This is a genomic window from Flavobacterium piscis (genome assembly GCF_001686925.1).
GTDB lineage: Bacteria > Bacteroidota > Bacteroidia > Flavobacteriales > Flavobacteriaceae > Flavobacterium > Flavobacterium piscis.
This window is the reverse complement of the sequence record NZ_LVEN01000001.1, coordinates 10,773-34,570: the sequence shown is the minus strand read 5'-3', so window position 1 is coordinate 34,570 and position 23,798 is coordinate 10,773. Positions and strand designations below refer to the sequence as shown.

Annotated in this window: 23 protein-coding genes; 19 read left to right on the top strand and 4 right to left on the bottom strand. The window is 32.7% G+C overall.

The window, feature by feature from the left end; genetic code table 11:
- The first annotated feature begins 55 nt into the window (after window positions 1–55).
- From FLP_RS00145 to FLP_RS00130, 4 genes are all read left to right on the top strand, one after another.
- Window positions 56–748, top strand: a complete 693-nt coding sequence (locus tag FLP_RS00145; RefSeq protein ID WP_065447480.1) for a DUF421 domain-containing protein — start codon at window positions 56–58, stop codon at window positions 746–748.
- 39 nt (window positions 749–787) lie between these two features.
- Window positions 788–1,411 (top strand): zinc-ribbon domain-containing protein, encoded by a 624-nt coding sequence (locus tag FLP_RS00140; protein WP_065447479.1) that lies wholly within the window; start codon window positions 788–790, stop codon window positions 1,409–1,411.
- Window positions 1,412–1,447: 36 nt separating this feature from the next.
- The gene (coaD, locus tag FLP_RS00135) at window positions 1,448–1,906 is read left to right on the top strand and encodes a pantetheine-phosphate adenylyltransferase (RefSeq protein ID WP_065447478.1); all 459 of its coding nucleotides are present in this window, start codon (window positions 1,448–1,450) and stop codon (window positions 1,904–1,906) included.
- A gap of 212 nt (window positions 1,907–2,118) precedes the next feature.
- Window positions 2,119–2,697 carry a PhnA domain-containing protein gene (locus tag FLP_RS00130; RefSeq protein WP_065447477.1) on the top strand — a complete coding sequence of 193 codons (579 nt, stop codon included), beginning with the start codon at window positions 2,119–2,121 and terminating at the stop codon, window positions 2,695–2,697.
- Between the two features lie 123 nt (window positions 2,698–2,820).
- On the opposite strand, the gene FLP_RS00125 is transcribed toward FLP_RS00130, so the two are convergent.
- Both FLP_RS00125 and FLP_RS00120 read right to left on the bottom strand, forming a co-directional pair.
- Window positions 2,821–3,267 carry a hypothetical protein gene (locus FLP_RS00125; protein ID WP_065447476.1) on the bottom strand — a complete coding sequence of 149 codons (447 nt, stop codon included), beginning with the start codon at window positions 3,265–3,267 and terminating at the stop codon, window positions 2,821–2,823.
- A 346-nt stretch (window positions 3,268–3,613) separates the two neighbouring features.
- Window positions 3,614–4,963, bottom strand: coding sequence for a DEAD/DEAH box helicase (locus tag FLP_RS00120; RefSeq protein WP_065447680.1), 1,350 nt, complete (start codon window positions 4,961–4,963; stop codon window positions 3,614–3,616).
- 290 nt (window positions 4,964–5,253) lie between these two features.
- On the opposite strand from FLP_RS00120, the gene FLP_RS00115 reads away from it, so the two are divergent.
- From FLP_RS00115 to FLP_RS00100, 4 genes are all read left to right on the top strand, one after another.
- Window positions 5,254–6,981, top strand: coding sequence for a M14 family metallopeptidase (locus FLP_RS00115; protein WP_065447475.1), 1,728 nt, complete (start codon window positions 5,254–5,256; stop codon window positions 6,979–6,981).
- Window positions 6,982–7,862: 881 nt separating this feature from the next.
- Window positions 7,863–8,093, top strand: coding sequence for a DUF4287 domain-containing protein (locus FLP_RS00110; RefSeq protein ID WP_065447474.1), 231 nt, complete (start codon window positions 7,863–7,865; stop codon window positions 8,091–8,093).
- 49 nt (window positions 8,094–8,142) lie between these two features.
- Window positions 8,143–8,592, top strand: a complete 450-nt coding sequence (locus FLP_RS00105; RefSeq protein WP_065447473.1) for a GNAT family N-acetyltransferase — start codon at window positions 8,143–8,145, stop codon at window positions 8,590–8,592.
- 63 nt (window positions 8,593–8,655) lie between these two features.
- The gene (locus tag FLP_RS00100) at window positions 8,656–9,399 is read left to right on the top strand and encodes a DUF6882 domain-containing protein (RefSeq protein ID WP_065447472.1); all 744 of its coding nucleotides are present in this window, start codon (window positions 8,656–8,658) and stop codon (window positions 9,397–9,399) included.
- 336 nt (window positions 9,400–9,735) lie between these two features.
- On the opposite strand, the gene FLP_RS00095 is transcribed toward FLP_RS00100, so the two are convergent.
- Entirely contained in the window at window positions 9,736–10,332 is a 597-nt protein-coding gene (locus FLP_RS00095; protein ID WP_065447471.1) for an NUDIX hydrolase, read from the bottom strand.
- 7 nt (window positions 10,333–10,339) lie between these two features.
- On the opposite strand from FLP_RS00095, the gene pyrE reads away from it, so the two are divergent.
- From pyrE to FLP_RS00080, 3 genes are all read left to right on the top strand, one after another.
- Window positions 10,340–10,990 carry an orotate phosphoribosyltransferase gene (pyrE, locus tag FLP_RS00090; RefSeq protein ID WP_065447470.1) on the top strand — a complete coding sequence of 217 codons (651 nt, stop codon included), beginning with the start codon at window positions 10,340–10,342 and terminating at the stop codon, window positions 10,988–10,990.
- A gap of 262 nt (window positions 10,991–11,252) precedes the next feature.
- The gene (locus FLP_RS00085; RefSeq protein WP_065447469.1) at window positions 11,253–11,645 is read left to right on the top strand and encodes an orotate phosphoribosyltransferase; all 393 of its coding nucleotides are present in this window, start codon (window positions 11,253–11,255) and stop codon (window positions 11,643–11,645) included.
- A gap of 265 nt (window positions 11,646–11,910) precedes the next feature.
- A complete protein-coding gene (locus FLP_RS00080; RefSeq protein WP_065447468.1) occupies window positions 11,911–12,570 on the top strand; it encodes a hypothetical protein in 660 nt (219 codons plus the stop codon).
- 113 nt (window positions 12,571–12,683) lie between these two features.
- On the opposite strand, the gene FLP_RS00075 is transcribed toward FLP_RS00080, so the two are convergent.
- Entirely contained in the window at window positions 12,684–13,424 is a 741-nt protein-coding gene (locus tag FLP_RS00075) for a biotin--[acetyl-CoA-carboxylase] ligase (RefSeq protein ID WP_065447467.1), read from the bottom strand.
- A 93-nt stretch (window positions 13,425–13,517) separates the two neighbouring features.
- Between FLP_RS00075 and rsfS the strand changes: the two genes are divergently transcribed.
- The 8 genes from rsfS to FLP_RS00035 all read left to right on the top strand — a co-directional run bounded on the left by rsfS (window position 13,518) and on the right by FLP_RS00035 (window position 23,734).
- Entirely contained in the window at window positions 13,518–13,889 is a 372-nt protein-coding gene (gene rsfS / locus FLP_RS00070; RefSeq protein WP_065447466.1) for a ribosome silencing factor, read from the top strand.
- A 15-nt stretch (window positions 13,890–13,904) separates the two neighbouring features.
- A complete protein-coding gene (gene ftsH / locus FLP_RS00065; protein ID WP_065447465.1) occupies window positions 13,905–15,830 on the top strand; it encodes an ATP-dependent zinc metalloprotease FtsH in 1,926 nt (641 codons plus the stop codon).
- A 113-nt stretch (window positions 15,831–15,943) separates the two neighbouring features.
- Window positions 15,944–16,549, top strand: coding sequence for a lactate utilization protein B/C (locus FLP_RS00060; protein ID WP_065447464.1), 606 nt, complete (start codon window positions 15,944–15,946; stop codon window positions 16,547–16,549).
- Window position 16,550: 1 nt separating this feature from the next.
- The gene (locus FLP_RS00055; protein ID WP_065447463.1) at window positions 16,551–17,441 is read left to right on the top strand and encodes a phosphatidate cytidylyltransferase; all 891 of its coding nucleotides are present in this window, start codon (window positions 16,551–16,553) and stop codon (window positions 17,439–17,441) included.
- Window positions 17,431–18,084, top strand: a complete 654-nt coding sequence (locus FLP_RS00050) for a phosphatidylserine decarboxylase family protein (protein WP_065447462.1) — start codon at window positions 17,431–17,433, stop codon at window positions 18,082–18,084. Before FLP_RS00055 ends, FLP_RS00050 begins: the two co-directional genes overlap by 11 nt.
- Window positions 18,084–18,353 (top strand): acyl-CoA-binding protein, encoded by a 270-nt coding sequence (locus FLP_RS00045; RefSeq protein ID WP_065447461.1) that lies wholly within the window; start codon window positions 18,084–18,086, stop codon window positions 18,351–18,353. Before FLP_RS00050 ends, FLP_RS00045 begins: the two co-directional genes overlap by 1 nt.
- Before the next feature lie 8 nt (window positions 18,354–18,361).
- Window positions 18,362–19,144, top strand: coding sequence for a superoxide dismutase (locus FLP_RS00040; protein ID WP_065447460.1), 783 nt, complete (start codon window positions 18,362–18,364; stop codon window positions 19,142–19,144).
- A 408-nt stretch (window positions 19,145–19,552) separates the two neighbouring features.
- Window positions 19,553–23,734, top strand: coding sequence for a hybrid sensor histidine kinase/response regulator transcription factor (locus tag FLP_RS00035; protein WP_243397578.1), 4,182 nt, complete (start codon window positions 19,553–19,555; stop codon window positions 23,732–23,734).
- Window positions 23,735–23,798: the final 64 nt, after the last annotated feature.

Genomic DNA, 23,798 nt, shown 5'->3' with positions numbered 1-23,798 from the left:
TAAAGACAAAAACCTTAGCAACTTAGCATCTCAGAACCTTAGCAACTTAAAAAAAATGAAAGAAATCTTCGAATGGAATAGACTTTTTTACAACAATCTTCCCGCAAACTTTGCGCTCGAAGTGATATTTCGTTCTACGGTAATGTTTATCATTTTACTGCTCACCTTAAAATTAGCAGGAAAACGAGGTGTAAAACAATTATCGATTTTCGAAACCGTAATCATTATTGCATTAGGTTCTGCAGCAGGAGATCCAATGTTTTATGAAGATGTTGGTATTGTTCCCGCTGCAATTGTATTTACTGTAATCATTATTTTGTACCGTTCTGTAACCTGGCTTACCGGAAAAAGCAAAAAATTCGAAGAATTTATAGAAGGCAAAACCGAATGTTTAATCAATAATGGAAAATTTTCTATTACTACTTTCAAAAAAGAAAGTCTGGCACAAGACGAATTTTTCTCTGAACTTCGAATAAAATCTATCGAACATCTCGGACAAATAAAACATGCTTTTATAGAAACCAGCGGAGAAATCAGCGTATTTTTTTATGAAGATCAGGAAGTAAAATACGGATTACCTATCTTACCCGCTGCATTCAATAAAAAAAGCAAAACAATAGAAAAAGAGGGCATTCACGCCTGCACTTTTTGCGGTCATACCGAAGAGCAAAAACCAGGAACCGCACAATGCGAAGTCTGTAAAAAAGACGAATGGGTTCCGGCTTTAAATACAAAAAGAATCACTTAACAGTAGCTTTGTAAACCAGAAACTTTCAAATAAAAAAATATGCTATTTCTTGTTGGGACTCGAGATTCAAATATTAAAAACGGTGTGATTTTAAACGAAAAATGCCCAAAATGTAATACACAAGATGCATTGCATTTTAGCATTTATAAAAAATACACACACGTTACTCTCATTCCATTATTTCCGGTTGGAAAAACTGTTTACATAAGATGTAGTAATTGCGAAGAAAACTTTGATTATGAAGATTTATCTGAAAGTGCTCAATTACAACTAAGAAATGAAAAATTAGATTATTCAATCTGGATGTTTTCCGGTTCTATCATAATAGCCTTATTCCTTATTTTTACAATTAATAGATACTTTGAAAATAAAGATGAAGCAGGAGTTCTAATAAAAAATCCAATGCAAGGTGATGTTTATAATTTAAAATTAAATAATGGCTATTATTCAAATATGCGAATAGATAAAATTACCGCAGATAGTGTCTACGCCACATTGAATGATTTTCAGGCGTATATGCCAAATGAAATAGATGATTTAAATAAACCTGAAAACTATTCAAACAGAAAAGTTTATTATTCAAGAAAAGATTTAATTAAACTTTATCAGGAAAATGAAATATTAAAAATTACTCAAGAAAAAGCTAATGGTTTTAGTAATTAAAACCTTTGTAACTTTGAACCTCTGAACCTAAAAAAAATGCGAAAAGCCATATTCCCCGGATCATTCGATCCTATAACACTAGGACACGAAGATATCATCAAAAGAGGAATTCCTTTATTTGATGAAATCGTAATTGCTATTGGTGTCAATGCCGAAAAAAAATATATGTTTTCACTCGAAGAAAGAAAACGCTTTATAGAAGAAACTTTCAAAGACGAACCGAAAATTTCGGTAATTACTTATGAAGGATTGACCATCGATTTAGCCAAAAAGGAAAAAGCCAATTTCATCCTGAGAGGACTGCGCAATCCAGCCGATTTCGAATTCGAAAAAGCCATTGCCCATACCAATAGAAAACTTTCTAAAATAGAGACTGTATTTTTATTAACAGCAGCAAGTACTTCATTTATTAGCTCAAGCATTGTCCGCGATGTACTGCGTCATGGCGGCGAATACGAAATGCTGGTTCCGGATGCGGTTCGAGTACAGAAATAACACAAAGCGAGTCATTGCGAGGAACGAAGCAACCATACTAATCTTTATAAGAAGATAAACTAAGTGAGATTGCTTCGTTCCTCGCAAAGACAAAAATACGCGATACTCCGTTTCACAACACAAAATCTGTGATCCAATAAACCAAAAAAACATAAACTTGCAAGCGAAACAAATTATAAGTAATTTCGCATTTTTAAAATAAAAACCAAATAATGAGCATCGAAAGAGAATTAAACAAACGTAGCGGATCTAAATGCGAACTTTGTGGCGCCGAAGAAAACCTAAAAGTATATGAAGTATTACCGACTAAAAAAGGCGGTCTTGACGAAAGTATTTTAGCGTGTAGTACGTGTATTGACCAAATTGAAAACCCGGATAATGTCGATTTAAATCACTGGAGATGTCTTAACGACAGTATGTGGAATGAAAACGTTGCGGTACAAGTGGTAGCCTGGAGAATGTTAAGCCGTTTACGTGCAAATGGCTGGCCTCAGGAATTATTAGACATGATGTATTTAGACGAAGATACGCTGGCATGGGCACAAGCAACCGGAGAAGGTGAAGACGACGAGAATAAAATTATTCACCGCGATAGCAACGGAGTGATTTTAGAACACGGAGATTCTGTAGTTTTAATCAAAGATCTTAAAGTAAAAGGATCGAGCATGGTAGCCAAACAAGGAACTGCAGTTCGTAACATCCGTTTGGACCACGAAAACGCTGAATACATCGAAGGAAAAGTCGATGGTCAGCAAATTGTGATTATCACTCAATACGTGAAGAAAATATAAGTTTTCAGTCACAGTTGCAGTTTTCAGTTATTTGCTAACTGAAAACTACGACCGAAAACTGTAAACTAAAAAAGGGCTATTCAAATATGAATAGCCCTTTTTTTATGCTGTATTTAGAGTAAATTATTTTTGGAATAATTTGTTGATCTGATCTTTTAATAATGGCTCAGAAACATTGCTTGTTGCAGAAGAAGCATCTTTAGAAGAAACCATAAACTGAACTGTAGCTTTCTCAGGAATAACGCTTCCTGTGTAGTGTAACCAGATATAGTTGTTAGGTAATTCTAATTTGATATCGTATAAAGGAGTTGCAGTAAAACCGTTTACAATGATATTATAAAGACTGTTATAATCATTATTTACATTTTTGAATGTAAATTTTCTCAAGCTTGATGATTCGTCATCGTTCTGAATACTTGTATAGTAAACAGTATATTCATCTCCAATTTTTTGAATATAATTGTTATTTACTTTTCCTAATCTTTCAACCGGTACAGTTTCAATAACTTTAATTTGTGCAAAAGAGACAAAACTAAACATCAAAATGGCAATCGTAATAATTCTTTTCATAATTAATTTGGGGTTTATTATTTACGGGCACAAGAAACGCAGAAAATATGATAAATTAAAGCCTTATCCGTTAATTTATTAACAATAAATTAAGATTGTTGTTTAAAATCAACCAAAACCTGTGCGGTTTTAAATTAAAATATTGAAATTCAATAATTTAACACACCCATAATCCCTCAAAATATATTAAAAACCATCTAAATCCAGTGATCGCCACGGATCAAAACAGATTATAACTATAAATATTTTACTACAATAATTACTTCTTGATTTTAATATAGTTCTTTAATTAAAAGAAAATCTGATCGAAAACAAACCTGAAACTTGAAACCTGAAAGAAAAAAATTTACTTCTCCTCTTCTTTCTTTACCACTTTACGGGCAACTTCGATTTTAAATTTTTTACCTTTCATTTTTTCGTCTTTAATATTATACAGTAAATCTTTTACTTTATTGAATTTTACTGCCGCAAACGAAATAAAATCTTTTACTTCGATCAATCCTAAATCGCCTTTCTCTAATTTTCCTTTCTGAGAAAAGAAACCAACAATATCAATCTTATTCAGTTTTGTTTTCTTTCCGCCGCTAATATAAATAGTTTGGTATTCAGGTGGTTTTGGCAAAGTAGTAGTATTTTCGACCTTTAAAACTTCCATTCCGTAGTCGATATAATCCAATTGTTTTTCACTTTCGTGAATGATAATATACGCCGTACCCGAAGCCTGCATACGCGCCGTACGACCGTTACGATGCGTAAATTCGTCTTCCTTAAGCGGTAAATGATAATGAATTACGTGTTTCATCTCCGGAATATCCAATCCACGAGCCGCTAAATCGGTTGTGATGAGGTAACTCATACTTCCGTTTCTAAACTGAATCAAAGCACGTTCGCGCTCGTCCTGATCCATTCCGCCATGATAATAAGTAGCGTAAATTCCTTTTTCGTTCAAAGTATCACTAATACGCTCAGCTGCATCACGATGATTACAGAAAATAATAGCCGATTGAGATTTCAACGAACAAATCAAGTTAAACAAACTTCCTAATTTGTCTTTGGCTGGCGAAACAATCATTTTCATCGAAAGATTTGTTTTTTCTTCCTGTTCCGGAATAAAATCCAAAATCGTAGGATTTACAACTCGTGTATATCTTGGAATTTCAATATCTGAAGTGGCTGAAACCAAAACACGTTTGTTCAGCTTTGTCAACTTCCCAATGATATATGACATTTGCTCATGGAAACCCAATTGCAATGATTTATCAAATTCATCCAGAATCAAAGTCTGAATTTTATCAGTTCTAAAAGTATCTCTGTCAATATGATCTGCAATTCTTCCTGGAGTTCCTATTAAAACTGCTGGAGGATTGCTTAAATTCTTGATTTCAGTATCTATAGAGTGACCTCCGTAACAAATATTTACTTTGTATGGCGTACCCATTTTTTTCCAAACCTGCTCGATCTGCAAACCTAATTCACGCGAAGGCACTAATATTAAACATTGAACCGAAAGAATTTCGGGCTGTAATAATTCTAAAACCGGAAGCAAAAAAGCCAATGTTTTTCCTGATCCAGTAGGAGAAAGTAATAATACATTATTATCGTTTAAAATTGCGTCTTGAGCAACTTCCTGCATTTCGTTTAGGGTTTCAATTCCTAAGTTCGAAAGTATGTTGTTGGAATGGTGATTTTTATTCATTTTGCAAAAGTAGGCAAAAAAAGTTGTTTCAGGTTTTCTTTGTTTCACGTTTCACGTTTCCCAAACTTTGTCTCAAATTTTTACCGCAAAGTCCGCAAAGGTTTTTAAAATAAATTGTGTTTAGAATGTGTTGACAAACACAAAGTTCGCAAAGCTTTTCGAACTTTGCGTATATCTTTGCGCACTTTGCGGTAAAATGCCAAAGTTACTCTACTCCAATTTTCAACTTGAAACCTGAAACCTGAAACAAATAAAAACTTTATATTTGATTCCTATTAAAACCCCAATTCATGAAACTTTTTACCATTGTCCTTTCACTTTTCACAATCTCAATTTTCGCTCAAAACAATAAAAAATACGATACTTTTTTTGAGAAAGGAAACGGAAATCAATCGGCTTCTTATGAAGAAACAATTGCTTATTTTAAACTTTTGGCGAAAGATTTTCCAACGATTCAGATTACAACAATGGGATTGACAGATTCTGGCGAACCTTTGCATATGGTGGTTTATAATCCTAACAAGGAATTTGATTTTGAAAAAATTCAGAAAAGCAAAGCGGTTCTTTTTATCAATAACGGCATTCATGCCGGCGAACCTGACGGAATCGATGCAACGATGCAATTCTATCGGGATTTGGCCATTGGCAAAATAAAATCACCCAAAAATACTGTTCTGGTTACTATTCCTGTTTATAATATTGGCGGAGCTTTAAATAGAAATTCAACTACAAGAGCGAATCAGGATGGACCGGAAATTTATGGTTTTAGAGGAAATGCCCGAAACTATGATCTGAATCGTGATTTAATGAAATCAGATACCCGAAACACCAAAAGTTTTGTTGAAATTTTTCAAAAAATAAATGCTGATGTTTTTATTGATAATCATGTAAGCAACGGATCTGATTATCAATACAAACTAACCTACATCATGACGCAGCATAATAAGTTAGGAACCGTTTTGGGTGATTTTTTGAATAACGAAATGATGCCAGCGCTGGTAAAAGATTTACAGCAAAAGAAAATTGAAACAACGCCGTATGTAGATTCGTTTAAAGATACTCCCGATAAAGGTTTTGGACAATTTGTAGATAGCCCGCGATACACGACCGGTTACACTTCATTGTTTAACACAATTGGTTTTGTAGTTGAAACTCATATGCTGAAAAAATATGCCGAACGTGTAAAAATGACCTACGAATACACCAAATCGACTTTGGATTTTACCGATGCGAATTACCAGAAAATCAAAGCGCTTCGAGTGAAAAATCTTGAGCAATTTCAGCCTAAAAAAACATATACACTAAAATGGGAATTAGACAGCACAAAAGCGACCACATTTTCGTTTCTAGGATATGAAGCAAGTTACAAAAAAAGCGATGCTACAACAGGAAATCGTCTGTATTACGACCGAAGCAAGCCGTATAAAAAAGACGTTCCATACATCAAAGAATTCAAATCGGTTAAAGAAGTGGTGATTCCAAGTGCTTATATTATTCCGCGTGGTTACTGGAATATTATTGATCTCCTGAAAAATAACAATATTACTTATTCTCAACTTAAAAATGATACGATTATCGAGGTTGAAAGCTATAAAATTGCCGATTTTAAAACGGTTCCAAATGCTTATGAAGGACATTACTTGCACTATAATACGTCCTTAACTTCTAAAGTTATAAAAATGGCTTTCGCCAAAGGTGATTACATTGTTCCAACAAATCAAAAAGGAGTGAAATATTTAGTAGAAGCTTTTGAACCGGAAGGTGTTGATTCGTTCTTTAACTGGAATTTCTTCGATCCTATTTTACAGCAAAAAGAACATTATTCGGAATATATTTTTGAAGATACAGCTTCGAAACTGCTAAAAGAGACTCCGCAACTAAAAGCTGAATTTGAAACTAAAAAACAAAACGATCGCGAATTTGCTAAAAATTCTGAAGCACAATTGAACTGGATTTATAAAAATTCTGTGCATTACGAAAAGGCACATATGCAGTATCCTGTTTATCGTATTTTGTAGATTTTTTTTTGTGCGCTTTTTTTTACCGCAAAGTTCGCTAAGTTTTTTTTATTTTACTTTGAATGCTTTGTGTATAAGTTAAGTTCGCAAAGCTGTGCGTGGAAGTCATTGTCAAAGCTGAATCGTTAATCGATAGCAAGAATTTGCAATACTTGCCCGCAAAGTAAACTAAATATTATATTATAATGCTTATCTCAAGTTGTGGGCACAGATTGCAAATTCGCCTTGTAGCTATTTAATATTCCGTAGGAATATCTCATCGGTAGAAAAAAGATAATATAGTTTGGCGTTGTGTCCTGTAGGGACACCTGTTTTTTGCGGAAATAATACATCTAATCCATTAATCAAACGTTCCTACGGAACGCAAAACCATAATTTAAATTTAATTCTAGCGAGCAGACATTCTTACGAAATGGGTTATTCTTTGCACATTTTGGAATAGATATAGAACTCGATAACCATATTATATACCCTATAGTGTGGATTTGAAATTATATAAGTGTCCTCAACATGTTGCTCTGAAAGAGCCCTAGCAATAGCATGGTGCGAAGCACTATGAATAAAAACAATTATAATTTTAAGCCCTGTAAGGGCGCAAGCCTAATTTCAAAAGCACCGTTACCCTATTTTACATGATGTTCTCTTGAAAAACACCTTTTTCTTTGAATCTTTATCCTCCATTTTCTTTTGCCCCTTCAGGGCAATTTCCAATTTTAATTTACTCGTAGCGCGTTGCAATACGCTATTGCTTTTTAGGGCTTTCAGCCCATTTTTTAGAGGTTCAGACAATCATGATTTGCAATTATATTAAACATTTGAAAAGTCAGAATGATTAATTTGTATTTTAGTACTTCATAAACTAACCCACTAACCACTATTTCATGTCATTTCAAGGATATTTAAAAACCATTAAAAAGAAAACAGGCAATGGTCCGGCTGAGTTTAGAACTTTAGCGGAGCAAAAAGGTTTTACCATTGATGGTAAGCTCAAACCTGAAGTAAAAGCCGGAGAAATTGTAAATTGGCTTAAAGAAGATTTTGACTTAGGTCAGGGACATTCAATGGCGATTTATGCGCTGCTTAAAGGCATAAAAAATGAGAACAGTGAGTAAAATAAGTGCATCTTTTTAAACTTTTGTACGATAATTTTAAAAACATAATATGAGAATAATTTCAGTAAGGGAAAACCCAGAATACAAGGATAAAATCATTCAATACTTTCAAAATAGCTGGTCTGAAATAGCACCAATAATTTATGAAGATTGCATTAGCCATAGCATAAATGCAAAAGACTCTCTACCACAATGGTATGTACTGGAAAATAATAATGAATTTATAGGTTGTGCAGGGCTTATTACAAATGATTTTATTAGTAGAATGGATTTATATCCGTGGGTTTGCGCCATTTTTATTGAGGAAAAATACAGAGGAAACAATTACAGTAAATTACTCATTGAAAAAGCCAAAGAAGACTCTAAAAAAGCTGGATTTCAAAACTTATACCTATGCACAGATCATATTGGTTTCTACGAAAAAATGGGTTTTAAATACATCGGACAAGGATATCATCCCTGGGAAGAAGAATCCAGGATTTATCAAATCGATTTGTAAACTTTTTCACGACGAACCAAAACACAAACATCAATTTTATACTAACTAAAAATCTATAAAAGAATGGGAATATTCAATAATCTTTTTAAAAAGAAAGAAGAAAATACAGAAGCAGTTATCAATCAACAAAGCAATAATAAACACTTTACATCTGAAAATGATTTTCTGGAAAAATTTGGAGCTATTGCTTTAGAAAAACAAAGAAATCTTTTTACTGTTACCAATGGACTTTCATGGAATGTTGATATGGATAAAGAAGAAATTACTTTTGGAGACCATCTTACTTTTCCCATGCAGGTTTTGGGTTCGTTTTCTCATTCTTCAGAAACATGGCTTTGGATCTGGGAGAATAAAGCGGGCGGTTATGCTGAATCTGTTATGAAACAGGCTCTTTTATTAAAGCAATATGGAGAGGAAAATAATATTGATTTATTGACAGTTGGAAAATTTGACGCTGTACAAAATGATTTGCATCTAATAGGAATGATTGCTGTTGAGATGTTTAATTCAAGTGGCTACTATCTGGGAAATTATGGTCAGGGAACAATGGTTCTCACAATTAAATCGGATGCGATAGACAACTCTGAAAGTGAAGAATTGTCCCGAATTTTAACTGTTTTTCCAGAACTTATTGCAACATTTGAAATTCAAAACCACAAAAATGCTTTTACAAATTATTTATCTCAAAAAGGGTACCAGCTGACACTGAATGAAAATGAAATTAAAGCAGAGAAAAATGAAAATGTAATTAATGCTGTTTTTAATGATGATAATCTTTTGACACAATTAAATGGCACTAATTCTTAAATTTTAAGGGTTGACTTAAAAACAACTAAAAAACTATAAAGGACTTTAGAACCGGCTGTGCGCGTGAGCTATAGAAAAAATCCGCTGCGGAGGAGCGGATAGCCCAACAGCATCCTGATAAGAAGGCGTGTACGCCTAAAGTGTTTTTTGACCTTTTATCAGGATGCTGGCAAGCCCATCTTATGATTTTAATTAACGTAAATTTCAAGGAAAGTAAATCAAGACATCTTTTTCCCGAAAATTCAATACTGCATTGCAGACCGAATATTCTAAATCATCAATGAAATAGTTACATTTTTAGCCCTATTTTTATTGAATTTTTAGATTCTCTTATAGCTAAATATCCTCAACTTCAAATAACAATTTGATATTTTCGTAAGAGTTTTTTAGCGCTTCTTTGATTTGTTCCGGATTTAGCCATGCTACTTTTTCGATACCTTCTTCAGCTTGCCCCTGAGGTATTCCTTCAAAATCTGATTGCATTTCGAACCAATGTGTGATTTTGAGTTTATACTTTCCGTTACGTTTGAAAACATGATAGGTTTTTTCGAGTTTATTGGTGATTCGTAGTTTACCTACGCCGGTTTCCTCTTCGACTTCGCGCATGGCGGTGTCTTCAATTTCTTCACCTTTTTCGATTCCACCTTTTGGTAAATCCCATTTTCCGTTTCTGAAAATAAATAAAACTTCGCCTTTTTTATTGTACACAAGCCCTCCACCCGCTTTATTTACGGGAATTTTGGCTTTTAGCGTCTTCATAATTTCCTTTTCGTCAGGATGATACAAATAAGCTTTTTGAATTTTATTTTGAAACATTTTGACTATAAGATGCTCGATATCAATACTCTCTAACAAGAACAATTGAAAATCAGTCTCTTTCGAGATCTCATTTGTCAAAAAAAGTGGTTTGTCGTTCACAAAAACTTTATACATTTGTATTATGATTTTTAATAAAGATACTGCCGAAAAAACAGCCGAATTGCTTTTGCAAATAAATGCAATTAAATTGAATCCCGAAAATCCTTTTACATGGGCTTCTGGTTGGAAATCTCCTATTTATTGCGATAATAGGTTAATTCTTTCATTTCCGAGCATCCGAAACTATGTTCGTGATGAGTTTGCGAAAAATATTGAGAAACAATTTGGGAAACCAGATGTTATTGCCGGTGTTGCCACTGGAGCCATTGGAGTGGGGATTCTTGTTGCTGAAAGCCTTGGATTACCATTTGTATATGTGCGCCCGGAAGCAAAAAAACACGGAAGACAAAACCAGGTGGAAGGTTTTTTACAAAAAGGCCAAAATGTGGTTGTTGTTGAAGATTTAATTAGTACAGGAAACAGTAGTTTGATGGCTGTTGAAGCTTTACGTAACGAAGGAGCCAACATAAAAGGTATGGCTGCGATTTTTACGTACGGTTTTAATGTTGCCGAAGAGAACTTTAAAAATGCTAATATCGATCTGTATACGTTGAGTAATTACGAAAACTTATTAGACTTAGCGGTTCAGAAACAATATATTACCGAAGACCAACAATCGACTTTACTCGAATGGAACGAAAGTCCATCGACTTGGGGGAAAGAGGAAATTTAGATTTTAGATTTTAGATTTTAGATTTTAGATTTTAGATTTTAGATTTTAGATTTTAGATTTTAGATTTTAGATTTTACCAAAAAATCGCTTCGCTCTTTTTTGGAATTTGGGATTTAAAAAAATTGGAATTTTATTAGAATCCTGCTTTGCGAACTTTTATTCGTAAAGATTTACAATCAAAATCAAAAAAAACCTTGCGCTCTTTGCGGTAAAAACAATTGCGGTTTAAAAATAAATTTAGATATTATAAAAAAATATAAATATGAACTTAGAAAGTCCAAAAGTTACTGTTCAGAAATCAGCTCAAGATTTATTTGATTTATTGACTGATGTTAAGAATTTTGAAAAATTAATGCCGGATAATATCGCTAAATTTGAAGTGATTGGCGAAGATGCTTTTATTTTTGGATTGAAAGGTATGCCAGAAATAAAACTAAAAATGAAAGAGAAAACAGCACCAAACAAAATTGTTTTGGGAGCTGCCAGTGATAAACTTCCGTTTACTTTGGTTTCGGATATCGATAGTATTTCTGCTACTGAAAGCGCCGTACAATTGCAATTCGAAGGTGAATTCAATCCAATGATGGCAATGATGATCAAAGGACCTATTAGTAAGTTTATTGAAACTTTAGCCACTAATATGACGAAGCTTTAATTATTAATTGTAAATTATTAATTCCTGAACTACATAAATTAAAGGCCTGATTTTACGATCAGGCCTTTTTTTTTGCCACAAATAAAATAAAACTTTGTGGCTCTGCGTCATTGCAAGGTTATTCAAAAAAAAAAAGCTTTATATCTTAGTTTCTTAGTGGCAAAATCACCAATTCATCCTTAAAAAATAACAGTTCAGAACTATAAATTATTACACCCAAAATTATTCGCCGAAGTTTGATCCATCAAAAATAAACAACACCAAAATGGAACAAACTATTAAAATTTTAATTTACATTCACGCGTTTTTTGGCGGAATCGGGTTACTTACAGGAATTGGAAGTATTTTTGTAAAAAAGGGAGGTTTACTACACAAAAGAATGGGTAAATTATTCTCTATCGGAATGATTACGAGCTCTCTTATTTCTTTACCTATTTGCTGGATGCCTCAACATCAAAACATATTTTTATTTTTAATAGGTTTGTTTACCATTTATCTGGTGATTGCAGGAAACAGGGTTTTGACATTTAAAACCAAAGCAAAAGCTGACATAACTGATTTTATAATTTCGGGAAGTATGTTGTTCTTTTCAATTATAATGGTTTCACTGGGTATTTATTGTCAGCTGACCAATATCGAAAACGGAATATTATTTACTTTCTTTGGAGGTTTTGGACTTTATATGACAATTAAAGATTTTATATTCTATAAAAATGTTTCGGAAATGAAAAAACAGTGGCTTTCTAAACACATTGGTAAAATGATTGGAGCCTTAATTGCATCAATAACTGCTTTTATTGTCGCTGGAATTGGTATAGGAAATGTAATCGCCTGGATGACTCCTTCGATTCTTGGAACAATTTACATCCTGTATTGGAACAAAAAAATAACACCAAATACGCAAACATTACAAAATGTAAATTAATGTGATGGCGCACGGATTTGACGGATGCAACGGATTTACACTGATATTTTATGTCACGTAAAGCAAAATAAAAAAAACTCAGAATCTTAGCAGCTTAGAATCTTAGCAACTTTTTAATACAACATCTGAATTTCCTTGATTTCGAATTCAGAAACTGAATCATCTTCTAACAAAATCTGTATTTTTCCAACAGGAGATACACCTTTAATGATTCCCATGAAGTTTTGTCCGGAATCTTTAGCACTTAGTTTTTTAAACGGCATTGGTATTCCCTGACGAAATAAGGAATTAAAATATTCTTTCCATAAATGAGCTGAACTGTTTTCCCATGAATTAATCTTTTCTTGTATTTTTTCACGGATGAGTAACACTAAGGAATTTTTATCAAATTCTCTTTTGCAAATTACAGCTAATGAAGAAGCATTGGGCAAATAATCAAAATTGGTTTGATTTATATTTAAACCTATTCCTACGACTGACACAATCCTGCCATCACTTTTGATGGTATTTTCGATAAGTATGCCACCAACCTTTTTATTATATGACATAATGTCGTTAGGCCATTTTATACGTAAATCAGGAATATTTAATGATTTTAAAGTATCAATAACTGCTAATGAGACAATAACGCTAAGGTTAAAAACTTGTTCATTATCATAAAGAAAATCCTTCACCAAGACACTCATAATTAAGTTTTTACCTGATTCTGATTGCCACTTAGAGCCCATCTGCCCTTTTCCTTTTGTCTGATTTTCAGCAGTTACTACGGTAAAATTATCGAGTTCGTCCTGACTTGCTAATGCTTTAAGAAAGTCATTTGTTGAATCTATGGCATCGAGTTTGATTAGTTTCATTAAACGAATTTAATTAACTTAATTTAATATTTTGTTAAGGTTCAAAAATAATCACAAATTTTGGTAACTTTACAAAATCATATAAAATAATTCATGGCGAAAAAGACTATTAATAATGATGTTCTATTGGCGAACATAATCAAAGGGATTGAAGAAGTAAAAGGAAATGACATCGATATTCTTGACTTAAGAGATATAGACACGGCAGTTTGTGACTATTTTGTTATTTGCAACGGAAACTCCAACACCCAAGTTAACGCCATTGTAAGCTCAATACAAAAAACAGTATCTAAAGACTTAAAAGATAAACCTTGGCACGTAGAAGGAACCGATAACGCAGAATGGGTTCTTATGGATTATGTGCACATTGTTGTACACGTTTTCCAGAAACATATCCGCGAATACTATAACATTGAGAGCCTTTGGGGTGACGCCAAAATAACTACAATCGAAAACAAATACTAAAAGAAACTTTCTCTAATGGCTAAAGATAATAATCCAAATCCGAGTAAATTTAAAATAAGTCCTTGGTTAATATATACCGCAATACTTCTAGTTTTTTTATTTATAAGTTTTGCAACAGGAGGATCAAACTTAAGCGAACCTGCTCAATTAACTTCTTCTAAATTCAATGTATTATTAGAAAAAGGTCAGATTGAAAAAGTTATTGTATACAATAAAGCAGAAGCAGAAGTTTACTTAAATACTGCCGCTCTTAAAGACCCGGCAAATAAAAAAGTAGCTAATGATATTTTTGAAAGACCTAACAAAGGCCCTCATTATACATTAGAAATTGGTAACGACCAGATTTTTCAAACTAAATTAGAAAAAGCAGTGGGCGAAGGCAAACTGAAAGATTTTAATTTCTTGCAAAAAAATAACTGGAGCGATATTTTAATTAGCTTACTTCCTATCATCATCATTATTGGTGTTTGGATTTTCATTATGCGTAAAATGTCAGGTGGCGCTGGTGGCGGTGGCGGACAAATCTTTAACATTGGAAAATCGAAAGCTAAATTGTTTGACGAGAAAACAGACATTAAAACTACTTTTAAAGATGTTGCTGGTTTAGAAGGTGCTAAAGAAGAAATACAAGAAATTGTAGAATTCCTTAAAAATCCTGAAAAATACACGAATCTTGGAGGTAAAATTCCTAAAGGAGCTTTACTTGTAGGACCTCCGGGAACTGGTAAAACCTTATTGGCAAAAGCAGTTGCGGGAGAAGCTCAGGTACCTTTCTTCTCGTTATCAGGATCTGATTTCGTAGAAATGTTCGTAGGAGTTGGTGCTTCGCGTGTTCGTGACTTATTCAAACAAGCTAAAGAAAAATCTCCTGCTATCATCTTCATCGACGAGATCGATGCTGTTGGTAGAGCAAGAGGAAAAAGCAATATGTCAGGCGGAAATGATGAAAGAGAAAACACATTGAACCAATTACTAACAGAAATGGACGGTTTTGGTACAAACTCTAACGTAATCGTTCTGGCTGCAACAAACAGAGCTGATGTTCTTGATAAAGCTTTAATGCGCGCAGGTCGTTTCGACAGACAAATTTTTGTTGATTTACCAGACATTCGCGAAAGAGCTGAAATCTTCAAAGTACACTTAGCTCCTATTAAAAAAGTTGAAGGTCTTGACCTTGATTTCTTAGCAAAACAAACTCCGGGATTCTCTGGTGCTGACATTGCAAATGTTTGTAACGAAGCTGCATTGATTGCTGCACGTAACAACAAAACTGCAGTAGACAGACAGGATTTCCTTGATGCTGTTGACAGAATCATTGGTGGTCTTGAAAAGAAAAATAAAATTATTACTCCAGAAGAGAAAAGAGCAATCGCTATTCATGAAGCTGGTCACGCGACTGTAAGCTGGATGTTAGAGCACGCTGCACCACTTATTAAAGTAACTATTGTACCTCGCGGACAAAGTTTAGGAGCTGCATGGTACCTTCCGGAAGAAAGACAAATCGTGAGAACTGACCAAATGCTGGACGAAATGTGTGCTACTATGGGAGGAAGAGCTGCTGAAAAGGTAACTTTTGACAGAATTTCCACCGGTGCATTAAGCGATTTAGAAAAAGTTACACGTCAGGCTCGTGCTATGGTAACGATTTACGGTTTGAATGATAAAATCGGAAATGTTACTTATTATGATTCAAGCGGTCAAAGCGAATACAACTTCTCTAAACCATATTCTGACGAAACTGCCAAAGTAATTGACAAAGAAATTTCAGAATTAATTGAAGGTCAATACCAAAGAGCGATTCAAATTCTTGAAGAAAACAAAGACAAGCTAAATCAACTAGCTGATATATTAATTGAAAAAGAAGTTATTTTTAAAGATGACTTAGAAACTATTTTCGGAAAACGTACTTTTGATAAAAATTTAGAAGAAGTGGTTTCGTAAATATTCAGTAAATATGTAATATTTTTTAAAATCTTAATTCAAAATAGCCTTTTGAATTAAGATTTTTTTATCTTTGAACGTTTTCAATTAACATGTAAAGTATTTCATATAAAATGAATTTTTTCAAAAAAATATTTGGGTCTGGCGATGCCGCTTCTGATGAAGAAAATGAAAGCGAGTATGGAGGAAATCATACTGCTGATAGTCATTTATCTATAGATGAAAGATTCATTTTTAATTTCAAAAAAAATGGCGGTAAATTTTTATACTGTGAAAACAAACAAGAAGTTGCTGAACAGTTTGAAAACATATTAGAAGAAAATGATTGGTTCGAAAGCGAAGTTTTATGTTACGAGCCTGGTCTTTTTCATTTATTAGAAGAAAATAAATTAATTTATATTTCGCCTAAAAACCCTAAATTCTTATTGGCTACCTGCGAGAACCTAATTGCAGACGAAGGTTCTATTTTATTTTCATCAAAACAAATCAGGCAGGACAAACCAAACGAATTACCGGCGAATATTGTAATTATTGCCACTACAAGTCAACTGCAATTAATTAAGAGTGATGGTCTAAGTGCTATCAAAAGAAAATACGAAAGAGATTATCCAACCAATATTACCACTATAAAATATTTCGAAAAAGCTAAGGAAGAAGATTTTACACAATACGGAAGCGTTGCAAAAAATCTATATTTATTGCTCCTAGAAGATCTTTAAGATGAACGAAACACTCAAGAGAACCATTTCTGGTGCTGTTTATATCGCTTTATTATTAACTTCTATTCTGTTTTCTACCGAAAGCTTTATTATTCTTTTTGGCATTTTTCTAATTATTACGATATACGAGTTTTGCAATTTAGCGAATCTTAATAAAGTGTTTTCAATTCTTTTTGGAGTATTGTTATATTCTGCAACTTTATTAGTTAGTCACTATAACAAACAGACTACTCAGTTTTTAAATGAAACATTTAATACTGAATTAAATTTAAATACCAATATTCAGGAATTAGACCTAATCTTACTTGCCGTAACTATTGTTATATCAATAAAATGTATTCTATTTTTATTTTATGATTCTGTTCAAAAAGTAAGCACTTCTTCAAAATACCTATATCTATTAGGATACATTACACTTCCATTTATATTTATCGTTAAAATTTCTTTCGGAACAAACAATTACAATCCAAAGATTATTCTTGGTTTATTCATTTTAATCTGGACCAATGATACTTTTGCCTATTTAGTTGGAAAATCGATTGGAAAACATAAATTATTTGAACGTGTTTCTCCTAAAAAAACTATCGAAGGATTTTTGGGTGGTGTTGTTTTTGCAGCTCTTGCCGGTTTCTTAATTTCTAAATTTTACATACAGCCTAATCCTGAATTTAGCAGCAAGTCAATCTTAATCTGGACCATAATCGCTTTAATTGTAAGTGTTTTTGGCACAATTGGAGATTTGATTGAATCTAAATTCAAAAGAATTGCGGGCGTAAAAGACAGTGGTTCAATAATGCCTGGACACGGAGGTATTCTAGATCGATTAGATAGTGTTATATTTGTAGCACCAATTATATTTTTATTTTATCAAATTTTATACTATGTTTCATAAAGAAGGAGGACCATCCATTTTATTAGGTACTGCATTTGCAGTAGCTGTACTTTTAATTGCTGACAAATTTATTGATATTACCTGGCTAAGAATGCTTGTTCAGATTGCTGGTGTGGTAGTTTTGATTATTATTTTACAGTTCTTTAGAAATCCTAAAAGAATTGCAATTAGAAACAGCGATCAGATTCTTGCTCCGGTTGATGGAAAAGTTGTGGTTATTGAAGAAGTTTATGAAGGGGAATATTTTAAAGATAAACGTTTACAGGTTTCTATCTTTATGTCACCAATAAACGTACATGTTACGCGTTATGCGATGGATGGAATTATCAAATTCAGTAAATACCACCCTGGAAAATTTTTAGTAGCATGGCATCCAAAAGCAAGCGAAGAAAACGAAAGAACTACGGTTGTTATCGAAAATGAAACTTTTGGACAAATATTATACAGACAAATTGCAGGTGCCCTTGCAAGAAGAATTGTAAATTATGCTCAGGAAGGTATGCAAGTAGTACAAGGTACTGATGCTGGATTTATAAAATTTGGTTCAAGAGTAGATTTATTTTTACCTTTAGGTACTCCTATTAATGTAGTATTAAACCAAAAAGCAATTGGCGGTAAAACCATTATTGCTACAAAAGCTTAATGAGCAAAAAAGATTTAGATACTCGTTTTTCTGAGGCAGTCGAAACTGCTTTAAAAATGACTCAGGCCTCATTGCCGCAAGATGTGCAGCTACGCCTGTATGCTTATTACAAACAGGCTACTTTTGGAACTGCAGTCTACAATCAATCTGAAAATTTTGATTTGAGAGATGCATTCAAAACAAATGCGTGGATGCAAATTAGCCATATATCTGTTGATGAGGCCAAAGAATGCTATATTGAAATCATTAATTCACTAACATCAAAATAACTAACATTATGAAGAAATACATTGTTCGTTTCAGCATTTTAGCTTCATTTTTTCTTTTATTTTCATGTAATGACAGCAACAAACTAACCGAAGTTGTAGAAGTTCCTTTACCAACTAAAGAAGAAAAAATAACTATAGGATCGCCAAATGATGTAAAAGCAGATCCCGGTTCTTTTGAGATGACAAAGCTATCTTATTCGTATGATGGGCTGGCTCCAGCAATACGAACACTTACTCTAGAAACACATTACTCTAAACATTATTTAACGTACACGAACAATTTTAATAAAGAAATTGTAAATACCGAATTTGAAAATATGCCTCTTGAAGACATCCTGAAAAAAATGGATCTCAGCAATGCAAAACTTCGCCAAAATGCAGGTGGATATTACAATCACACTTTGTATTTTAATATTCTAACTCCGAAAGAACAAAGTCCGAAAGACACCCTGTCAGGGTCTATAAACAAAGAATTTGGCTCATTTAACAATCTTACCACTCAATTTAAAGGTCAGGCAACAAAACAATTTGGTTCTGGCTGGGTTTGGCTGGTAGTAGACCGATATGGAAAATTACAAGTCACTACAACCGAAAACCAGGACAATCCTTTAATGAAAAATGCCCTGATTCCCGGAACTCCAATTTTAGGAATCGATTTATGGGAACATGCCTATTATCTGGATTACCAAAACAGAAAGGGAAATTATATTGATGCTTTTTACGAACACATTAATTGGGAAAAAGTAAACGAATATTATATCGAAGCACTCAAAAAGGTCAAGAAGGTATAAACAAAAAAGCTGATACAAATAAAGTATCAGCTTTTTTTTATCCCTATTTTTTCGATCTCCTACTTCATCGCCTATTTTTAAAAGAATTAAACCTTACACCTCCTCTCTTACATATATTGATTTTAAAGCCATTTACTGTAAATTTCAAAATAAATACATAGATAAATTTTCATTATCTTAAAAAAAATATGATAAAAATCACATATTAACAATATCCTTTTTTATACCTTACACGCTGTATAACAATACCTTAGCAAACATTCAAATATCTCTTAAATTCCAAAAAATGAGGAATATAATGTTAGGAAGGATAAAATAACTTATGCTATAGAAGCGGAACATTGACAACACTCATTTTAGAATTATTAAAGAATTATCACATTGAAAATTAAAAACATATTTTGTTATTTGATATTTATCATTCTCCTTGCTTGTAATACTAAAGAAGAAAATGCTTCTGTTAATACTGCAACAATTGAACTGTTAACCAAAAGTGAACAACCTAAAATTAACAATGCAAATTATAATTTGATTTGGGATTCTTATAAATCATTAGACTTAAAATATTCATTAGAACAATTAGACAATACAAAAGGACTTTCTAATAGTTCTATCAATACTATATTTCAAGATTCTGAAAACTTACTCTGGATAGGAACCTGGGATGGTTTAAATCGATATGATGGAAATAGCTTCGAAATTTTCAGACCTGAACTAAACAATAAAAATAGTCTGAGTAACCAGGTAATCCTAAAAATAGATGAGGACAATACAGGCAGAATTTGGATATTGACGATACACGGGATCAATCGTTATGATAAAAAAACCGGTGTCTTCGAACATTATAACTTTTCAAGAGAAAACATTCCACCATTATCTGAATCTGAATTTAATATGGCTCTTGATTCTTCCAAAAATGTATTTTGCGCTATAAAAGACTGGGGAATTGGTTATTTTGATGGTGATCATTTTCAATTACTAAACACAGAAAAACTTTCTAAAAAAGCAGTAAAAAAAATGGAATTCACTTTAAGTGGTGAATTACTGGTATTATTTGAAGATAATAAACTCTATTGTTTATCTTTTAAAAGCAAACCAAGCGAAAATTTTTTTGTCTCTAAAACAGCATTAATATCAGATAATATTCGAACATTTGGAATCATTTCGAAAGAAAAAATATGCACCGTATCTGTCGCCGGAAATAGTAATTTATATTCTCTTGCTACTAAAAAGAAAACATTACTTACCAAAAAAGATATTGAAAATACAATCGGGAATATTCCTGAAGGGCTTATTGTATCAAGTAAATCCGGATATTTTATTATTGATACAAATGGTACTGTAATCAATAACGATTGGTTAAAATATTTGAACAACCAGAAAACAACCACATTAATAAAAGGAAATGAAAATATTCTTTGGGCAGGAACAGATGGTGACGGAATTATAAAAATATATCCGCTCAAGAAATCGTTTAATCTTATTACGAAAGCACAGGTTCCTGAATTAGACGGAGCAATTGTAAGAACATTTCTTCAGGTTGATGAAAATTCCTTTTTAGTGGGGACAAAAGGAAAAGGCTTATTCCATTTCTCTTCGAAATTTTATCTTGATCCTGAAAAACCACTGGAATATAAAAATTATAATGAAAATAATAGCGCCATTAACAATGCCATATTTTCTCTATGTAAAGGACAGGATGACTTAATTTTTGTGGGAACAGATGGTGAAGGGATCTCTGTTTTTGATCTAAAAAAAAATAAATTAACAAACTGGGCAGCTATTACAGGAAATAAAGCTTACGACTACTTTAAATCGACCTACTCTATCTATCAGGACGTTGATGGATTTATTTGGCTTGGAACGAACGGATACGGGATGATTCGTTGCAAGATTGAACGGTCTGGCGAGAATTTAAAAATTACTGATTTTAAGAGATATATTGCAACAAACAACAACAAAAACTCCTTAAGTAGTAATATTGTTTTTTCTGTTATTCCTAAAGACAAAAACCAACTCTGGATAGGAACCAGATTGGGAGGTTTGAATTTATTCGATAAAAAATCAGAGCATTTTAATATCTATAAAAACAATCCTAATGACACTACAAGTCTCTCTAATAATGACATCTTGTGTTTGCAAACTGATGCTAAAAACAGACTTTGGATTGGCACCAGTTTTGGTCTTAATTTATTAGATCCTGCAAAAAATGGCAGAACAGCAATCTTTCAAAACTTTACTGTAAAAAACGGACTTCCTAACAATACAATTCACGGAATTGTTGCTGATAAAAAAAACAATCTTTGGTTGAGTACCAATTTTGGTTTATCAAACTTCAATCCTAATCAATTAAAATTTACCAATTATAGCCGAAATGAAGGTTTGCAAAATAATGAATTTGCAGATGGTGCCTTTTATCAGGACTTAAAATCTGATTTTATTTTTATGGGAGGAATTAAAGGTTTTAATTATTTCCTGCCTCAAAAAATAAAAGAATCTACTATAATTCCGGATCTTTTTATTGATAAAATAAGTGGGCAAAATCAGCCAATCCCCTATTATCAAGGATTGGTAATAACTCCAAATTCAGATACTCACCCGTCGATTGTTTTAAAATACAATCAGAACTTTTTTGATATCAAGTTAACTGCGTTAACTTTTATTAATACTGAAAAATGCCAATATGCTTATCGGTTAATGAATTTTGATAAAGGCTGGAATACCATCAATAACCGACGCATTATTTCTTTTACCAATGTGCCTAAAGGAAAATATTCTTTGTGGATAAAATGGTCTAATAGTGATGGCGTTTGGAGCAAACCCGTTCATGCGATTGATATTTGTGTGAAACCTGTATTCTGGCAGTCGAATCTTGCTCTAATAATCTATTCTTTGTTGTTTCTGGGCTTTGTACTATTTGTTCTTAGTTATTACAAAAAACGTCAATCATTAACCCAAAATATTCTTTTTAGACAAAGAGAAAAAGAGCTTCACGAAAACCGACTTACCTTTTTTACTGATATTGCCCATGAATTTCAAACTCCGCTAACGCTAATCGTTGGACCCATCCAAAAACTTTCTGAAGCAACAAACCTCAACGAAAGAAACCAGAAATTCATACAAATGATTCAGCGAAATTCTTCTCGTTTATTATTCTTAACACAACAATTACTTGAATTTAGAAAAGCCGAATACAATTATCTGGAAGTAACGGTGAAAAAATTTGATTTGGTAAATCTAATCGAACAAATTGCCGAATTATTTGATGAATGGGCTTTGGATAAAAATATTGAATACCATCTCGAGATTCCCACTACGTTGCCTGGATGGTTCGACAAGGATAAGATTGAAAAAATAGTATTTAATCTAATGTCGAATGCTTTTAAATATACTCCTTCAAATGGAAAAATAGATCTTAAATTTTATATTCAGGACAAGGATTCTAAAAAATTAAATATAACGATCACAAACACTGGTAAAGGAATTCCAAAAGAGGAATTAGACTCTTTGTTTACCCAATTTTTCTTAGCAGATACAAATGCCAAAGAAACAGATAACAATATGTTTAGAACCGGTATAGGCCTGGCTTATGTAAAAAAATTAGTTGGTGTACTAAAAGGTGAAATACAGGTTACGAGTACTCTAAATAAAGAAACAACCTTTACTATACTGCTGCCTTGCAATAAAGAAGCTTATAGTGAAAAAGAATTGGATACTGCAATAAGTCCAATTTTAATATCGCATCATTTGAAAAACATTCTGGAAGAAAATACAATTAAAATTGAAGATACTCCAAATAAGGTTTTATCGCTGGAAGAGCTTGCCGATAATAGAAAAGTAATCTTAATTGTAGAAGACGAAAAAGACATTCATACTCTCCTTAATGAATTGCTTAGTGAAAAGTACAAACTTATTGTTGCTTATAATGGTCTGGAAGCGATGCAAATCATTGAGGATGTATTGCCGGATATCATTATTAGTGATGTAATGATGCCTTTTATGGATGGCGTTGAGCTTTGTAAAAAAATTAAAACTAATCTTAAAACCTGCCACATTCCTTTTATTATGCTTACGGCAAAAGATTCGGTTATACACCGAATTGAAGGGATAGAGAGCGGTGCTAATTCCTATATCCCAAAACCATTTTACCCAGATCATCTCCTGATAAGAATACAAAAGTTACTGGAAGAAAAGGAGTTGATTTCAAGATATTTCAAACAAGATACTCTTACAGAAAATCTGCCCCATCTTGATATAAACAAGGAAGAAAAGGATTTTATAAAAAAAGTAATTGAACTTATTCGTAACAATATCGATAATGAAAACTTACAAAGTTTATTTATCGAAAGAGAATTAGGCATCAGTAACTCGCAATTGTATCGTAAAACCAAACAACTTTTTGGTTTTACGCCGGGTGATTTAATTCGTACCATTCGATTAAAATATGCTGCTGAATTGTTAAGAAAAAACAAATTAACAGTTTCTGAAGTATGCTACCAATCGGGCTTTAATAACCGGTCTTATTTTTATCGTGAGTTTAAAAAACTATATGATTTAACTCCCAAAAATTATCAGCTCAAATACAAATAAAAGAGCCAATAATTACCTAAAACACTGAATAACAACACCAAAAACAACAGTGTACACTTTTGAA

Bases quoted from the DNA above. Each gene is read 5' to 3' on its own strand.
- FLP_RS00145 (WP_065447480.1), top strand. From the start codon at position 56: ATGAAAGAAATCTTCGAATGGAATAGACTTTTTTACAACAATCTTCCC.
- FLP_RS00140 (WP_065447479.1), top strand. From the start codon at position 788: ATGCTATTTCTTGTTGGGACTCGAGATTCAAATATTAAAAACGGTGTG.
- coaD (WP_065447478.1), top strand. From the start codon at position 1,448: ATGCGAAAAGCCATATTCCCCGGATCATTCGATCCTATAACACTAGGA.
- FLP_RS00130 (WP_065447477.1), top strand. From the start codon at position 2,119: ATGAGCATCGAAAGAGAATTAAACAAACGTAGCGGATCTAAATGCGAA.
- FLP_RS00125 (WP_065447476.1), bottom strand. From the start codon at position 3,267: ATGAAAAGAATTATTACGATTGCCATTTTGATGTTTAGTTTTGTCTCT.
- FLP_RS00120 (WP_065447680.1), bottom strand. From the start codon at position 4,963: ATGAATAAAAATCACCATTCCAACAACATACTTTCGAACTTAGGAATT.
- FLP_RS00115 (WP_065447475.1), top strand. From the start codon at position 5,254: ATGAAACTTTTTACCATTGTCCTTTCACTTTTCACAATCTCAATTTTC.
- FLP_RS00110 (WP_065447474.1), top strand. From the start codon at position 7,863: ATGTCATTTCAAGGATATTTAAAAACCATTAAAAAGAAAACAGGCAAT.
- FLP_RS00105 (WP_065447473.1), top strand. From the start codon at position 8,143: ATGAGAATAATTTCAGTAAGGGAAAACCCAGAATACAAGGATAAAATC.
- FLP_RS00100 (WP_065447472.1), top strand. From the start codon at position 8,656: ATGGGAATATTCAATAATCTTTTTAAAAAGAAAGAAGAAAATACAGAA.
- FLP_RS00095 (WP_065447471.1), bottom strand. From the start codon at position 10,332: ATGTATAAAGTTTTTGTGAACGACAAACCACTTTTTTTGACAAATGAG.
- pyrE (WP_065447470.1), top strand. From the start codon at position 10,340: ATGATTTTTAATAAAGATACTGCCGAAAAAACAGCCGAATTGCTTTTG.
- FLP_RS00085 (WP_065447469.1), top strand. From the start codon at position 11,253: ATGAACTTAGAAAGTCCAAAAGTTACTGTTCAGAAATCAGCTCAAGAT.
- FLP_RS00080 (WP_065447468.1), top strand. From the start codon at position 11,911: ATGGAACAAACTATTAAAATTTTAATTTACATTCACGCGTTTTTTGGC.
- FLP_RS00075 (WP_065447467.1), bottom strand. From the start codon at position 13,424: ATGAAACTAATCAAACTCGATGCCATAGATTCAACAAATGACTTTCTT.
- rsfS (WP_065447466.1), top strand. From the start codon at position 13,518: ATGGCGAAAAAGACTATTAATAATGATGTTCTATTGGCGAACATAATC.
- ftsH (WP_065447465.1), top strand. From the start codon at position 13,905: ATGGCTAAAGATAATAATCCAAATCCGAGTAAATTTAAAATAAGTCCT.
- FLP_RS00060 (WP_065447464.1), top strand. From the start codon at position 15,944: ATGAATTTTTTCAAAAAAATATTTGGGTCTGGCGATGCCGCTTCTGAT.
- FLP_RS00055 (WP_065447463.1), top strand. From the start codon at position 16,551: ATGAACGAAACACTCAAGAGAACCATTTCTGGTGCTGTTTATATCGCT.
- FLP_RS00050 (WP_065447462.1), top strand. From the start codon at position 17,431: ATGTTTCATAAAGAAGGAGGACCATCCATTTTATTAGGTACTGCATTT.
- FLP_RS00045 (WP_065447461.1), top strand. From the start codon at position 18,084: ATGAGCAAAAAAGATTTAGATACTCGTTTTTCTGAGGCAGTCGAAACT.
- FLP_RS00040 (WP_065447460.1), top strand. From the start codon at position 18,362: ATGAAGAAATACATTGTTCGTTTCAGCATTTTAGCTTCATTTTTTCTT.